A 13768-nucleotide genomic window follows, 5' to 3' on the forward strand; every position below is an offset into this window, starting at 1 on the left:
TCAGCATGACGTCACGACGTCAGCGGTAGGAGGCGGCCAGGCGGGCGAGGCCCTCGTCGAGGGTGACCGCCGGCGTCCACTGGAAGTCGGCGCGGGTCGCGCGCTGGTCGAACCAGTGCGCGGTCGAGAGCTGCTCGGCGAGGAAGCGGGTCATCGGCGGCTCGTCGGCCCCCGGGCGCACCGCCCAGACGCGCTCCACGAGCGAGCCCGCGGCGCGCGCGACTCCCGCGGGGACCGACCAGGCCGGCGGCCGCACGCCCGCGGCCCGGCAGATCCCGGCGAGCAGCTCGGCCACCGGCCGGGGCTCGCCGTTGGTGACCACGTACGCACGGCCGTGCACCGCCTCCGCCCGGCCGAGCGCGGCGACGATCGCCGAGGCGGCGTTGTCGATGTAGGTGGAGTCGATCAGCGCCTGGCCGTCGCCGAGCAGCGGCAGCCGGCCGGTGCGGGCGCGCTCGACGATGCGCGCCACGAGCTGGGTGTCGCCCGGACCCCAGACCAGGTGCGGGCGGACCGCCGCGACGGCGAAGCCCGGCGCGTCGGCGCCCAGCGCCAGCAGCTCGGCCCGCGCCTTGGTGCGCGCGTAGTCGCCGCGGGCGCGCTCGGGATCGGCGGGCTCGGCGCCCTCGCCGATGATCGAGGCGCCGGAGTGCGCCACCGACGGCGACGACACCTGGACGAACCGCGTCACGCCCGCCTGTGCCGCGGCGGCCAGCAGCCCCCGCGTGCCGTCGACGTTCACCCGGACGAAGTCGGCCGGATCGCCCGCGAGCGACACCTTCGCCGCGAGGTGCACCACTCCCTCGCGGCCCTCGACCGCGCCCTCGACGGCGCTAGCGTCGGCCAGCGAGCCGCGCACGTCCTCCACCCCGGCCACTCCCGACGGACGGCGCTGGAAGGTGCGGACCTCGTGCCCCTCCGCCACGAGCCCCGCGGCCACGGCGCCGCCGAGCAGCCCGCTCGCCCCGGTGACGAGGACCCTCACGGCGCGACCATCCGGCCGCCGGCGAGGATCGACTCCGCCCAGCGCGCGAGCGCGGCCCGGTCGATCTTGGAGTTGTGCCGGATGTCGGTGGGCAGCGCCGGCACGACGAGCACGGCCGCGACCGGTGCGCCCACGGCCGCGCGGACCTCGGCGGCGAGCTCCTCGGAGGCGAGCTGCGTGCGGCGGGCGCCCTCGTGCCGCTCGACGACCGCGACGAGCTGCGCGACTCCGCGGGGCCCGACGCCGACGATCGCGGCGCGGGAGACGGCGGCGACGCGCGCCTCGATCCGCTGCTCCGGCCCGACGGGCGTCACGACGCCGTCGGCGGTGACGATCATGTGCGGCAGGCGGCCCTCGACCCAGAGCCGGCCGTCGGCGTCGATCCGCCCGACGTCGCCGGTGCGGTGCCAGCGCTCACCTGCGACGGCGCCGACGCGCGCGGCGCGGTCGGTCAGCCAGAGCCGCTCGTAGTGGTCCTCGACGTGCCCGGCCGAGACGACGATCTCGCCGGTGACGCCGACGAGCTCGGCCGGCTCGGGAGCCGCCTGTCCGTCGTCGTCGAGCGGCGCGATCCGGAGGCGGACGCCGGCGGCCGGCACCCCCACGCACACTCCCCCGCGCGGATCGTCGTCCGCGGCGGCCGCGCGGATGCCCTCGAGCGACGCGTCGGTGAGCAGCAGCCCCTCGGTCATCCCGTAGGGCGTGCGGGCCGACGCGTTCGGCATCAGCGCCTGGGCCTGCGCGAGCAGTCCCTCGGCGACGGGGGCGCCGGCCGAGAGGAAGGTGCGGACGCCGGCGAGCGCGCGGTGGTCGTCGGCGTCGAGGTCGCCGGCGGTGGCGACCACGTTGGCGAGCGCGGCGGGCGAGAGGAAGAGGACGGTCGCGTCGACGCGCGCCGCTGCGGCCGCCACCGCCCGCGCGGTCAGCGTGCGCGGGGAGGTGACGTCCATGTCCGGCGTCGCGGAGCGGGTGCCGAGCGCCGGGCCGAGCAGGGCGAACGGCGCGAAGCCGGCGACGAGCCCGGTCCCCGGTCCGATGCCGTACTGCCGGGCGAGTGCGTCGCGCACCCCGGCGAGCTGGCGGTGCGTGTAGACGACGCCCTTCGCCGGTCCGGTCGAGCCGGAGGTGAAGAGGATCGCGGCGGTCGCGTCGGCCGCGGGCGGCTCGCCGAGCGCTTCGGCGGAGGCTGCCAGTTCCGCACGGCCGAGCTCGATCAGCTGCCCGAGCGAGGTGTCGACGCCGAGCGCGAGGGCGGAGGCGCGCGGCAGCGTCTGCGTCGAGACGCGACCGCCCGGCCAGCCGAGCGCCCGGGCGACGGTGAGCCCCGGCAGCGCCCCGACGACGAGGTCCGGCCAGGCGCCGCGGACGGCGCGGGTCAGCCCGCGCAGGCCGAGGCCCGCGTCGGCGACGACCACGACGGCCCCGATCCGCAGGCAGGCGTAGAGCAGGGCGGTGAGGTCGGCGCCGGGCGGCACGAGCAGCGAGACGCGGTCGCCGGGCGCGACTCCCGAGGCGCGGAGCCCCGCGGCCAGCTCGCGGACCCGCCGCGAGAGCAGCCGCCAGGACACGGAGCGCGGGCCGCCTCCCCCGGGCGGCGCCATCTCGACCAGCGCGAGCGAGTCGTCCTCGACCCGCTCGTCGAGGTGCCGCCAGAGCGGCTCGATCGGCACCGTCGGGCGGTGCACGTCGGGCGCCTGGACGCCCGCGGTGACGTCGCCGAGCCAGGTGAGGACCGCGGCGGAGTAGTCGACGTCCTCCGCGAGCAGGTGGCCGGTGCCCTCGAAGCGGTGCACCTGCGCGTGCGGGAGGCGGTCGACGAGGTCGTCGAGGTAGCGGTCCGAGAAGATCGGGTCCAGCGGGCCCCAGAGCAGCAGCGCGGGGGTCTCGAGCGCGCGGACTCCGGACGCGATCCGCTCCAGCTCGGCGTGGCTCGGGTGCGCGGGGCCGACCGGGATGTCGGCGACGAACCCGCCGACGCCGCCGCGTCGCTCCGCCGAGCGGTAGGGGGCGCGGTAGCCGTCCTTGACGGCCTTCGGGATCGCGGGGTGCCCGAGGGCGAGCGTCGTCTCGAGGAACGCGGGCGTTCCGACCGTGGAGGCACCGAGCACGCCCGAGGCGAGGGCGAGCCGCAGCGGCGCGGGGATCGGCGCGTCGGCCGGCTGGTGGATCGCGGTGTTGAGCAGCATCGTGCCGCGCAGGAGCCCCGGGTGGTCGACCGCCCAGCCGAGCGAGACGACTCCGCCCCAGTCGTGGCCGAGGGTGACGACGTCGGTCAGGCCGAGCACGTCGGTGAGGTTCGACAGCTCGCGGACGCGGTCGGCGAGGGCGTGCAGCTCGCCGGTGCGCTCGGAGAAGCCCATCTCGAGCTGGTCGACGGCGACGACGCGCCAGGCCGGCTCACCGCGGCGGGCGGCGGCCACGGTGGCGGCGGCGAGGGCACGCCAGAGGTAGGACCAGGTCGGGTTGCCGTGCACGCAGAGGATCGTGCCGAGCGGCTCGGCGTCCCCCAGCGCGTCGGCGGTGTCGAGCAGGTGCCAGCGGCGCGGGACGCCGTGCGCGTCGGGCGCGTCGACGAGGCGCGACCAGGACGGATCGAGGCCGTCCAGTCCCGCCGGCGGCAGCTCCGCCGCCGAGGTCGAGCCGAGCGCGCGGCGGATCCTGGCGGCCGGGTGCCGGCCGGCGGCGGCGCTCACCAGGCGATCTCGAGCATCGCGGTGTTGATGCCGGAGCCGACGCCCAGCAGCAGGACGCGGTGGCCCGGCTCGAGGGTCTTCGACTCCTGCGCGAGGGTGATCGGGATCGACGCGGGGCCGACGTTGCCGAGCGTCGGGTAGGTGGTGGGCACCAGCTCGGGGTCGATGCCGACGGCCTTCACGAAGGCGTTGGTGTGCACGTCCGACACCTGATGCATGATGTAGCGGTCCATCCCGCCCCAGCTCCAGTCGCGCTTCGCCTCCTTCCAGGCGGAGACGACGAGCTCCATGCCGCCCTTGAGCAGCGCCTTCGCGTCGGTGAACATCCCGTCGACGCTGCCGACGCAGAGCTCGTTGAACTGGGTGGCCGCGCGGGTGATGCCGCCGAGGATCCGGTGGCCCTTGGGGTGCTCGTCGGCCGGGCCGAGGATCGCGGCCGCGGCGCCGGACCCGAGGGTCAGGCTCGCGAACTCGCTCATGAAGTCCTTGCGCTTGATGCCCTCGCGGCTGAGGCGCTCGATCGTGTTGACCTGGATCTCGTCGGCGTCCTCGCCGTCGATGATCATCGCGTACTTGATCTGCCCGGAGTCGATCAGCTGAGCCGCGAGCGTCATGCCGTTGACGAAGCCGAGGCAGGCGTTCGCGATGTCGAAGTTGATCGCGGAGGAGGGCAGGCCGAGCCCGTGGTGCAGGCGCACGGCGACCGAGGGCTCGAGGTGCTTGCGGGTGACCGAGGTGTTGATGATCAGCCCGATCTGGTCGGGCCGGATGCCGGCCTCGGCCAGCGCGCGCTTGCCCGCCTCGATCGCGGCGCCGTCGAAGCCCTGCTCGGGGCCCCAGTTGCGCCGCTCCTGCACACCGGCGACGCGCTGGAGGAGTCCGGTGGGGAGTCGCAGCCGCTTCAGCGCCGGCGCCAGTCGCGCGTCGATCTCTTCCGACGTGGTCACCCGGGGGGCCATCGTGGTAGCGACGGACAGCAATGCGACGTTGCGGTGCGTGGTCGTTGCGTTTCCGTCCAACGGAACTCCCTATCGAGTTGTCGATCTCGGCATGTGCCCCCGTGATTTTACGCTGTCGTTCCCCCGACGCTTGCTGGACACCGGCTGGACGCCAGCGACATGCACACTCCGGGGGCCTGCTGCGCGCTCTGGCGCGGAATCGCGCGCGTTCTCGACGGTGTCCTCCGGGGTGGCCACAGGCGACCCTCCGGTGTCAACCACCCGGCGCTCGGCAGCGGGAGTCGCGTCAGGTCCCCATCGCCCAGGGCTCGCGGTCGCCGCGGAGGCGGGCGGCGAGCGCCATCGCCTGCTCGTCGGTGAGGGTGGCGACGTAGTCGACGACGCCGCGGGCGCGGCCGAGGCGCTGCAGCGACTCCGCGTCGACGCGCGGGCGGCCGCGCTCGCCGGCCGGCAGCCAGTCGGGGCGGTCGGCGCGCAGGCGGAAGTAGCCGTCGGTCGCCAGCTCGATGAGGTCGAGCAGCTTCTGCGGGGCGCGCGGGCCGTCACGCGGATCGTCCAGCCAGGCGTCGAGGTGGGTGACCAGCGTCCCGAGCACCTGCGACTGGCCGCGCTGGTAGGTCGCGAAGTCGGGCCGGTCGATCACGAAGCGGGTGTGCACGAACTTCAGCACCGCGACGTCGTGCCAGGCGTCGGGCAGGAGGGTCAGGTGCCCCGAGCGCACGTTCGGCTCGGCGAGCACGAGCACCGAGCGCTGCAGCCGCCCGATCCAGGAGGAGACGAACGACTCGATCGCCCGCTCGGTGCGGGTGGAGCCGTCGAACGGCACCGCGAGCAGCCCCTCCACCAGCTCGGCCGAGACGCGCTCGACGGAGGAGCGGAAGTGCTCGTCGCTGGCGATCCACGGGTCGCGCGCCACCAGCCTCCGCCGCAGCATCTCCAGCGAGTGGCCGGGCGCCCGCGCCCAGAGCTCGTCCGCGTCGAGGGCGGCCAGGGCGTTCTGCTCGCGGAGGAACGCCCGGAACTCGACAGCCACAGCCGCCTGCTGCAGCACGCCCGCGCGGTAGAAGTCGTCGAGGTCGTGCAGCGAGTAGGCGATGTCGTCGGCGACGTCCATCACCGAGCACTCCAGCGTCTGCTGCCAGGGCGCGATCGCGGTGAAGCCGGTGCGGGAGTCGAGCAGGTCGTCGAGGTCGAGGGTGTAGGCCGAGAACTTGGGCGGCGCTGTCTCCCAGCGGCTGGCGGTCGAGCCGCGCGGCAGCTCGGTCGGGTCGGCGGTCTCGAGGTCCGGGCGGCAGACCGTGCGGCCCCACGGGTACTTGAGCACCGCGGCGCGGGAGGCGGCGGTGAGGTTGAGCCCCGCCTCGACCGTCTCGCAGACGTCGAGCTCGGAGAGGATCCGGAACGACTGCGCGTTGCCCTCGAAGCCCTCCTCGAGGCCGAGCTTCTCGCGGGCGAGGCGGTCGAGCGCCTGCTCGCCGAGGTGCCCGAACGGCGGGTGGCCGAGGTCGTGCGCGCTGGCCGCGGCCTGCACCACGACCGGGTCGCAGCCGCCGAGGCGCTCGACCAGCTCGCGCTGGGCGGTGTCGGTGGTGGTCAGCTGCATCGCGATCGCGCGGGCGACGGCGGTGACCTTGATGGAGTGGGTCAGCCGGTTGTGCACGACCTGGCCGACGCCGGAGGGCGAGATGACCTGCGTGACCGCGGAGAGCCGGGCGAAGTAGGGCGAGAAGCGGATCCGCTCGAGGTCGACCCGGTACTCCGGGAACTCCTCGCCGGTGGCGAAGCGGTCGACGGGCTCCGGAGTGCGCCGGTCGCGGCGGGTGTCGTGCGCCCGGTCGTCCGTGTGCGCGCGGTCGGTGTGGGGCAGTGCCGGTGTCGCCTCGTGCATGGGCCCACCCTACGGGCGGAGCTCCCCCGGCTCCCCGCGGCCCGGCTCGTCCCGCCCCGACTCGTCCCGCTCGAAGCGACCGCGAGGCGCCACCGCGATCAGCACGGCGGCGGCCACGACCGCGCCGAGGACGTACGCGGCGATGTCGAGCCAGGAGAAGGTGCTGCCGACGACGAGGCGCAGCGGCGGCCACAGCTCGACCAAGCGGGCGGCCGCTCCGATCGCCTGGAGCTGCTCCATCGCGATCGACCAGGCCAGCGCGACACCCGCGGCGGTCACCGCCGGGAGCCGCGGCAGCAGCACGCAGACGAGCAGCGCGACGAGCACGACGTAGAGGACGCTGCCGGCGAGGTCGGCGAACAGGCCGACCAGGAGGAAGCGCAGTGCGAGGCCGAGCGCGAGCGCGCCGAGGGCCGCGAGCGCGAACGGCAGCCGGGCCCTCATCGCGCCTCGCGGGCGCGGCGCACCCGGTCGAGGGCGAGGAGGAAGGTGCGGTCGTCGGCGACGGTCCAGCCGAGCGGCCCGGGGGAGGCGACCACGAGCGGCACCAGCACGCGGCGGCGCGCCCGCGCGGCGAGGGCGGCGGCGGAGGCGCGGGCCGCGTCGGAGACCAGGCCCCGGAAGCCCTGCCCCGCGGCGGCCCCCCGCTCCGGCCGTGCCGCCAGCACGGAGAGCACGACGGCCCGGACGCGGAACGCCCCGTGCGCGACCGTGCCGACCTCGACCGAGAGCACGTCGGTCCAGTCCGCGATGGCCAGCGCGTCGGCGCGCTCCCCGGCGAGCGCCGGTCCGTCGACACCGAGGGTGACGACGCCCGTGGCGTCCGGCGCGACGGCGGCGGCCGGGGCCGCGATCCGCCGCAGCGCCCGGTCGAACTCCCGTCCGCGCAGCAGCGCGATGCCGTCGGCGACGGCGGCGAACTCGGCCAGCCGCCGCCGGTTCTCCGGGGACGCCTGCCGCAGCTGCGCGGCGAGCGCGGCCCGCGCGCGGCGGACCTCGGCCGGCGAGGTGATCAGCGCGGTCGGCTCGAAGCGGCGGCGTGGCGGCAGCGGGTCGGAGGGCAGCGGATGCGCGGAGGCGTGCGGCGGCGGAGCGCCCCAGTCGGGTGTCTGTGCTGCGGCCATGTCCCCTCCTCCGGCGCGCTCGGGATCGTGATCGTCCTCCGGAGATTCTCTCCCCTCGCGCCTCCGCCTTGCCCGCGAGAAGCGCCGGGTCTACGATGGGGAGTACCCCCGGGGGGTATCTAGAACCGCCGGGCCCCCGCCCCACGCAAGGAGAACAGCATGACCGCGCACCTCGACCTCGGACTCACCGCCAAGGGCGCCGCCGGCGGATCCGGGGGTGGCTGCGGCTCGAGCGGCGCCTGCGCCTGCGGCGGCCACGCCTCCGCGCACGGTGGCCACGCCTCCGCGGGCGGTCGCCACGCCTCCGCGGGCGGCGCCTCCACGCAGAGCTTCGGCGTCGCCGGGATGACCTGCGAGCACTGCGTCCGCAGCGTCACCGAGGAGCTCGCCGCCTACCCCGAGGTCGACAGCGTCGACATCTCGCTCCTCCCCGACGGCGTCTCGACCGTCACCGTCGGCTCCTCCCGTCCGCTCGGCCGCGAGGAGATCGCCGCCGCCGTCGCCGACGCCGGGTACCGCCTCGCGCCGCTGGCCTGACGTGGCGGACGCAGCCCCGACCGGCCGCACAGAGGCACCCGCCGAGCTCGAGCTCGCGATCGGCGGGATGACCTGCGCGTCCTGCGTCGCCAAGGTCGAGCGCCGCCTGGACGCCCTCCCCGGCGTCCGCGCGAGCGTCAACCTCGCCCTCGAGCGCGCCACGCTCGCGCTGCCCGAGGGCACCACGGCCGCCGATGCGATCGCCGCGGTCGAGGCCGCCGGCTACACGGCGACGGTCACCGGAGCCGCGCCCGTCGCGGACGACGGCGCGGACGACGGCACCCCCTCCCGTGAGGAGGAGGCCGCCGAGGCCGAGCGCCGCGTCCTGCGCACCCGGCTCACCGTCTCGGCCCTGCTGGCCGCGCCGGTCGTGCTGCTGTCGATGATCCCCGCGCTGCAGTTCACGAACTGGCAGTGGCTCTGCCTCACCCTCGCCGCGCCCGTCGCGATCTGGGGCGCCTGGCCGTTCCACCGCACCGCCTGGCGGGCGCTGCGGCACGGCACGACCACGATGGACAGCCTGATCAGCCTCGGCACCACCGCCGCCTTCGCCTGGTCGCTCTACGCCCTCTTCCTCGGCGACGCCGGCCGCCCCGGGATGAGCATGCCCTTCGAGCTGCTCGGCACCCGCTCCGGCCACGACGAGATCTACCTCGAGGTCGCCGCCGCGGTCCCCGTGCTGGTGCTGGCCGGCCGCTGGCTCGAGGCCCGCTCCAAGCGCGACGCCGGTGCCGCCCTGCGCGCGCTGCTGCGGCTCGGTGCGAAAGAGGCGACCCGCGTCGCGGCCGACGGCTCCGAGGAGCGCGTCCCCGCCGCCGCCCTCGCGGTCGGCGACCGCCTGCGCGTCCGGCCCGGCGAGGTCGTCGCCGCCGACGGCACCGTCCTCGACGGCTCGAGCGCCGTCGACGCGAGCCTGCTCACCGGCGAGAGCGTGCCGGTCGAGGTCGGCCCCGACTCCGTCGTCACCGGCGGCGTCCTCAACGCGCACGGCGTGCTCACCGTCCGGGTCGACCGCGTCGGCTCCGACACGACCCTGGCCCGCATGGGCCGCCTCGTCTCGCAGGCGCAGGCCGGCAAGGCGCGGGTGCAGCGTCTCGCCGACCGCGTCTCCGCCGTCTTCGTGCCGGTCGTCGTCGTGCTCGCGCTGGCGACCCTCGTCGGCTGGCTGCTCGCCGGAGCGGACCTCGCCGCCGCCGTCTCGCCCGCCGTCGCCGTGCTGATCGTCGCCTGCCCCTGCGCGCTCGGGCTCGCCACCCCCACCGCCGTCCTCGTCGGCACGGGCCGCGGCTCGCAGCTCGGCATCCTGATCCGCGGACCCGAGGTGCTCGAGACGAGCCGCCGCGTCGACACCGTCGTCCTCGACAAGACCGGGACGCTCACCACCGGCGCCTTCACCGTCTCGGCGGCGAGCGACGACGAGTCGCTCCGCCTGCTCGCGGCCGTCGAGCGCGGTTCCGAGCACCCCCTCGCCGCGGCGATCGTGCGCGGCGCGGAGGAGCGCGGGCTGACCGTCCCGGAGGCGACCGGCTTCCGTGCGAGCGCCGGCTTCGGCGTCCGGGCCCGGGTCGACGGCCGCCTGGTCGTCGCCGGACGCCTGCGCTGGCTCGACGAGCAGTGGGGCTACGCGCCCGGCGACCTCGCCGCCCGCGCCGAGCAGGCCGCGGCCGACGGCGGGACCGTCGTCGGGATCGGCTGGGAGGGCGAGCTGCGCGGCTTCGCCGTCCTCCGCGACGAGCCGCGGCCCGAAGCGGCCCGCACCGTCGCGTCGCTCCGCTCTCGCGGACTGCGGGTGCTGATGCTCACCGGCGACAACCCGCGCGCGGCCTCGGCCGTCGCCGCCGCGGTCGGCCTCGACGAGGTCGTCGCCGAGGTGCTGCCGGAGGAGAAGCTCGCGGTGATCGAGCGCCTGCGCTCCGAGGGCCGCACGGTCGCCTTCGTCGGCGACGGCGTGAACGACGCGGCCGCCCTCGCCGCGGCCGACCTCGGCATCGCGATGGGCGCCGGCTCCGACGCGGCGATCGAGGCGAGCGATGTGACCCTCGTCGGGAACGATCTCGCCCGGGTGCCCGACGCGCTCCGACTCGGCCGGCGGACCCTCGGGGTCATCCGGGGCAACCTGTTCTGGGCGTTCGCCTACAACGTGGCGGCGATCCCGCTGGCGATGGCGGGCCTGCTCGGCCCGCTGGTCGCGGGGGCGGCGATGGCGTTCTCCAGCGTCTTCGTGGTGCTGAACAGCCTGCGGCTGCGCTCGTTCCGCGCGGAGTGACGTGCGCGGAGCGACGTGGTTGGCTGGGGGCATGCGCACCGAGACCCGCCAGGGCGTCCCCCTCCTCCTCGTCGACGACGACGGGCCCGCCCTCTCCACCTCGGAGGACGCGCTCGCGGTCATCGGCGAGATCTACGGCAGCGACGCCGAGACGATCGTCGTCCCGGTCGGCCGCCTCGACCCGGAGTTCTTCCGGCTCCGCTCCGGCATCGCCGGCGAGTTCGTGCAGCGCTTCGTGATGTACGGCAAGCGGCTCGTGGTCGTCGGCGACATCACCGAGCAGGTCTCGGCCTCGAGCACGCTGCACGACTTCGTCGTCGAGTCGAACAGCGGCGACCACCTCTGGTTCGTCCCCGCGCTCGACGCCCTCGACGCGCGGCTCGGCGCCTCCCCGACGGCCGAGGAGCCCGGCGCCGACGGCGGGGTGGAGCCGACCCCCGGCCCCGCGCGCTGATGCTGCGCCTGGACGGCCCGGTCCGGCTGCTCCTGCTCGCCGACACGCACCTCCCCAAGCGCGCGAAGGCGCTGCCCGACGAGGTCTGGCAGGCGGTCGACGAGGCCGACCTCGTCGTGCACGCCGGCGACTGGGTGGACGAGGCGACGCTCGACGCCCTCGAGGCGCGGGCACCGCGACTGCTCGCCGTCTGGGGCAACAACGACCCCGCCGGGCTCCGGACGCGCCTGCCCGAGGTCGCGCGGGCGGAGATCGCGGGCCTCGACGTCCGCGTCGTCCACGAGACCGGCCCCGCGGCGGGGCGGGAGGCGCGCGCCGACATCGCCCACGCCGGCGCCGACCTGCTCGTCTTCGGCCACAGCCACATCCCCTGGGACTCGCGGACCCCGACCGGGATGCGGCTGCTCAACCCCGGCTCGCCGACCGACCGCCGCCGCCAGCCCGCCGGCACCTACCTCACCGCGGTCGCCGACGCCGGCGAGCTGCGCGACGTGCGCCTCGTCGCACTCCCGGTCCGCGTCCCCGCCCGCTGAGGACGCCCTGGGCACCGCGACCTTCGAGACCGCTCAGCCGCGGGACGACCCGTTCCGGTCGTCGGCGCAAGGGGGTCACAGCGGAATACGGTCGGCCTAAGCTCTCGGAGATGACCAGCTCACACGACCACCCCGATTCCGCGCACCTGCGTCCGGACGGTCTCGACGACGCCACCGTCGCTGCGCTGGGCAAGCTCTCCGAGGCGCTCGAGACCGTCGAGCACGCGCGCGGTCTCCTCTACGGCTTCCACCGGCTGACCGGCGCCGCCGATCTCGCCCTCGGCGAGGCGGTCGACGCCTTCCGCGAGGCGGGGCGCGACGCGCTCGCCGACTCCCTGGAGAAGGAGCTGGTCGGCCGCAACGTCATCGAGGGCCGCTGGACCTTCCAGATCGTCGAGGACTACGACGACGGCTACTACGCCGCCTTCCGCGAGCAGGAGCGCGCGGCGCGCGACGAGCTCGCCGCCGGTCGCCGCCACCTCTTCGAGTCCGAGATGAAAGAGGACCGTCGCTCGCACGGTCTCCGCCACCACGAGTCCCGGCCGGGTCCCGAATGAACTCCGTGATCCGGATGCACGCCTCCCCGATGCGCGTGCGCGCCGTCACCCCCGGCTCCGACCGGCGCGGGACGCCGACGCCGAGCACCACGACGCGGCGCACCAGCCTCAGCATCGACGGCCGCCGCTTCCTGCTCGCGCTCTCCTTCGACACCGAGGAGCTGGAGAAGAAGCTCGTCGAGGCGGTCCGCGACCGCGGCGGCATGGTGAGCTTCACCGTCGCGGGCGACCGCGAGGTCTGCGTGCTCGTCTCCCCCGGCGTCGCCGTCATCCTCGAGCACGAGGAGGTGCCGGACGACGAGTTCGAGCCGGACGACGCGGTGCAGTACGACGACGTCGAGTACCTGACCTAGGCGCGGGCCGCTTCTGCGCGGCTCCGCTCCCGCGTCGCATCGCACCGTCCGCGGCTTTCGCGCTCTCCATTATTGACACGAGTAAACTCTGGTGCTGAACTGGGTCCGCCGCGCCACCGATCGTCGTCGGCACTAGGAGAAAACCATGACCTTCACCCTCGGAATCGTCGGCGCCGGCCAGTTCAGCCGCCACTTCGCCGATCTCTTCCACCGCCACCCCGGAGTCGGCGCGATCACCGTGACCGACGTCCTCGACGGCCGCGCGGAGACGCTCGTCGAGTCGGAGGGACTCGCCGGGACGCACGAGAGCTTCGAGGCGATGCTCGCCGATCCGGCGGTCGACGCCGTCGCCCTGTTCACGCAGCGCTGGACGCACGGACCCCTGGTGGCCCGGGCGCTGCGCGCGGGGAAGCACGTCTACTCCGCCGTCCCGATGGCGAGCGACGCCGACGAGATCGCGGAGATCATCGACCTCGTCTCCGCGACCGGCCTGACCTACATGATGGGCGAGACCAGCCAGTACAACCCGGCGACGGTCTTCGCGCGGCGCAAGTACGAGGAGGGCGCCTTCGGCCGGGTCTTCTACCTGGAGGGCGACTACCTCCACGACATGGACCACGGCTTCTACGACGCCTACCGCTACAGCGGCGGCGAGGACTGGAAGGCGACCGCCAGCTACCCGCCGATGTGGTACCCGACCCACTCCATTGGCGGCGTGCTCGGAGCCGTGCCGAGGCACGCGACCAGCGTGAGCTGCACGGGCATGCGCGACCACCTCGACGACGGGGTCTTCGACACGGACGTCAGCATGTTCGGCAACGACTTCTCCAACATGACCGCGCTGTTCGAGCTCGACGGCGGCGGCTCCATGCGCATCAACGAGTTCCGCCGGGTCGGCTACCCGTCCTTCCTCCGCGAGAGCCGCTTCCGCTTCTTCGGCACCGCCGGCGTGTTCGAGCAGCTCGTGCAGACGAGCGTCTGGCAGACCGGCGAGGGAGTCGAGGACGTGACCGAGCAGCTCGCCACGACCGCGACGATGGCGGACGACGATCCGCGCCTCGAGAACGTCTCCCCCGCGCTGCGCGCCGCCTTCGTCAGCGGCCACGCGCCGGTGCACGAGGAAGAGGCCGCGCGCCTGCCCGGCGAGCTCGAGGGCTCGCCGAACGGGCACGAGGGCTCGCACCACCTCCTGGTCGACGACTTCGTCCGGGCCGTCACGACCGGCACCCTGCCGACGGTGAACGCGTGGGTCGCCGCCCGCTACACGCTGCCCGGGCTCGTCGCGATGGAGTCGGCACGCCAGGACGGGGCGCGACTGCCCATCCCCGACCACGGCGACGCCCCCGTCGCTGTCGGAGCGCCGCTGCCGGTGCCGGCACGGGTCTGACGCGCTGAGCGGGGGCGGGCGCAGTGCCCGCC

Annotated in this window: 13 protein-coding genes; 7 read left to right on the forward strand and 6 right to left on the reverse strand. The window is 75.2% G+C overall.

Going from position 1 to position 13768, the window contains the following annotated elements; translation table 11 throughout:
• Window positions 1–19: 19 nt before the first annotated feature.
• From HQQ86_RS10695 to HQQ86_RS10720, 6 genes are all read right to left on the reverse strand, one after another.
• The gene (locus tag HQQ86_RS10695) at window positions 20–985 is read right to left on the reverse strand and encodes an NAD-dependent epimerase/dehydratase family protein (protein WP_173288063.1); all 966 of its coding nucleotides are present in this window, start codon (window positions 983–985) and stop codon (window positions 20–22) included.
• Window positions 982–3678 carry an alpha/beta fold hydrolase gene (locus tag HQQ86_RS10700; RefSeq protein ID WP_367948619.1) on the reverse strand — a complete coding sequence of 899 codons (2697 nt, stop codon included), beginning with the start codon at window positions 3676–3678 and terminating at the stop codon, window positions 982–984. Before HQQ86_RS10700 ends, HQQ86_RS10695 begins: the two co-directional genes overlap by 4 nt.
• Entirely contained in the window at window positions 3675–4697 is a 1023-nt protein-coding gene (locus HQQ86_RS10705; protein WP_123446645.1) for a 3-oxoacyl-ACP synthase III, read from the reverse strand. The genes HQQ86_RS10700 and HQQ86_RS10705 overlap by 4 nt, the downstream gene beginning before the upstream one ends.
• A gap of 226 nt (window positions 4698–4923) precedes the next feature.
• Window positions 4924–6525, reverse strand: coding sequence for a deoxyguanosinetriphosphate triphosphohydrolase family protein (dgt, locus tag HQQ86_RS10710; protein WP_173288064.1), 1602 nt, complete (start codon window positions 6523–6525; stop codon window positions 4924–4926).
• 9 nt (window positions 6526–6534) lie between these two features.
• Entirely contained in the window at window positions 6535–6969 is a 435-nt protein-coding gene (locus HQQ86_RS10715; RefSeq protein ID WP_173288065.1) for a DUF2809 domain-containing protein, read from the reverse strand.
• Window positions 6966–7649: a hypothetical protein gene (locus tag HQQ86_RS10720; protein WP_173288066.1), complete on the reverse strand. Its 684-nt coding sequence runs from the start codon at window positions 7647–7649 to the stop codon at window positions 6966–6968. Before HQQ86_RS10720 ends, HQQ86_RS10715 begins: the two co-directional genes overlap by 4 nt.
• Before the next feature lie 159 nt (window positions 7650–7808).
• Between HQQ86_RS10720 and HQQ86_RS10725 the strand changes: the two genes are divergently transcribed.
• The 7 genes from HQQ86_RS10725 (at window position 7809) to HQQ86_RS10755 (ending at window position 13736) form a co-directional block, all read left to right on the forward strand.
• On the forward strand, window positions 7809–8186 hold the full coding sequence (locus tag HQQ86_RS10725; protein WP_173288067.1) for a heavy-metal-associated domain-containing protein: 378 nt from the start codon (window positions 7809–7811) through the stop codon (window positions 8184–8186).
• A 1-nt stretch (window position 8187) separates the two neighbouring features.
• The gene (locus HQQ86_RS10730; RefSeq protein ID WP_367948620.1) at window positions 8188–10452 is read left to right on the forward strand and encodes a heavy metal translocating P-type ATPase; all 2265 of its coding nucleotides are present in this window, start codon (window positions 8188–8190) and stop codon (window positions 10450–10452) included.
• A gap of 31 nt (window positions 10453–10483) precedes the next feature.
• The gene (locus HQQ86_RS10735; protein ID WP_173288068.1) at window positions 10484–10906 is read left to right on the forward strand and encodes a DUF4180 domain-containing protein; all 423 of its coding nucleotides are present in this window, start codon (window positions 10484–10486) and stop codon (window positions 10904–10906) included.
• Window positions 10906–11439, forward strand: a complete 534-nt coding sequence (locus HQQ86_RS10740) for a metallophosphoesterase (protein WP_173288069.1) — start codon at window positions 10906–10908, stop codon at window positions 11437–11439. Before HQQ86_RS10735 ends, HQQ86_RS10740 begins: the two co-directional genes overlap by 1 nt.
• 110 nt (window positions 11440–11549) lie before the next feature.
• Window positions 11550–11996, forward strand: coding sequence for a hypothetical protein (locus tag HQQ86_RS10745; RefSeq protein ID WP_173288070.1), 447 nt, complete (start codon window positions 11550–11552; stop codon window positions 11994–11996).
• Window positions 11993–12349, forward strand: coding sequence for a hypothetical protein (locus tag HQQ86_RS10750; protein ID WP_173288071.1), 357 nt, complete (start codon window positions 11993–11995; stop codon window positions 12347–12349). The genes HQQ86_RS10745 and HQQ86_RS10750 overlap by 4 nt, the downstream gene beginning before the upstream one ends.
• 145 nt (window positions 12350–12494) lie before the next feature.
• Window positions 12495–13736, forward strand: coding sequence for a Gfo/Idh/MocA family protein (locus HQQ86_RS10755; RefSeq protein WP_173288072.1), 1242 nt, complete (start codon window positions 12495–12497; stop codon window positions 13734–13736).
• The last annotated feature ends 32 nt before the right edge of the window (window positions 13737–13768 follow it).

The sequence above is a fragment of the Rathayibacter sp. VKM Ac-2857 genome, from assembly GCF_013205025.1.
Lineage (GTDB): Bacteria > Actinomycetota > Actinomycetes > Actinomycetales > Microbacteriaceae > Rathayibacter.

What these genes read in the sequence shown, in the direction of transcription:
- dgt (WP_173288064.1), bottom strand. Translation starts at nt 6,525, where the DNA reads ATGCACGAGGCGACACCGGCACTGCCCCACACCGACCGCGCGCACACG.
- HQQ86_RS10725 (WP_173288067.1), top strand. Translation starts at nt 7,809, where the DNA reads ATGACCGCGCACCTCGACCTCGGACTCACCGCCAAGGGCGCCGCCGGC.
- HQQ86_RS10735 (WP_173288068.1), top strand. Translation starts at nt 10,484, where the DNA reads ATGCGCACCGAGACCCGCCAGGGCGTCCCCCTCCTCCTCGTCGACGAC.
- HQQ86_RS10720 (WP_173288066.1), bottom strand. Translation starts at nt 7,649, where the DNA reads ATGGCCGCAGCACAGACACCCGACTGGGGCGCTCCGCCGCCGCACGCC.
- HQQ86_RS10740 (WP_173288069.1), top strand. Translation starts at nt 10,906, where the DNA reads ATGCTGCGCCTGGACGGCCCGGTCCGGCTGCTCCTGCTCGCCGACACG.
- HQQ86_RS10755 (WP_173288072.1), top strand. Translation starts at nt 12,495, where the DNA reads ATGACCTTCACCCTCGGAATCGTCGGCGCCGGCCAGTTCAGCCGCCAC.
- HQQ86_RS10715 (WP_173288065.1), bottom strand. Translation starts at nt 6,969, where the DNA reads ATGAGGGCCCGGCTGCCGTTCGCGCTCGCGGCCCTCGGCGCGCTCGCG.
- HQQ86_RS10745 (WP_173288070.1), top strand. Translation starts at nt 11,550, where the DNA reads ATGACCAGCTCACACGACCACCCCGATTCCGCGCACCTGCGTCCGGAC.
- HQQ86_RS10750 (WP_173288071.1), top strand. Translation starts at nt 11,993, where the DNA reads ATGAACTCCGTGATCCGGATGCACGCCTCCCCGATGCGCGTGCGCGCC.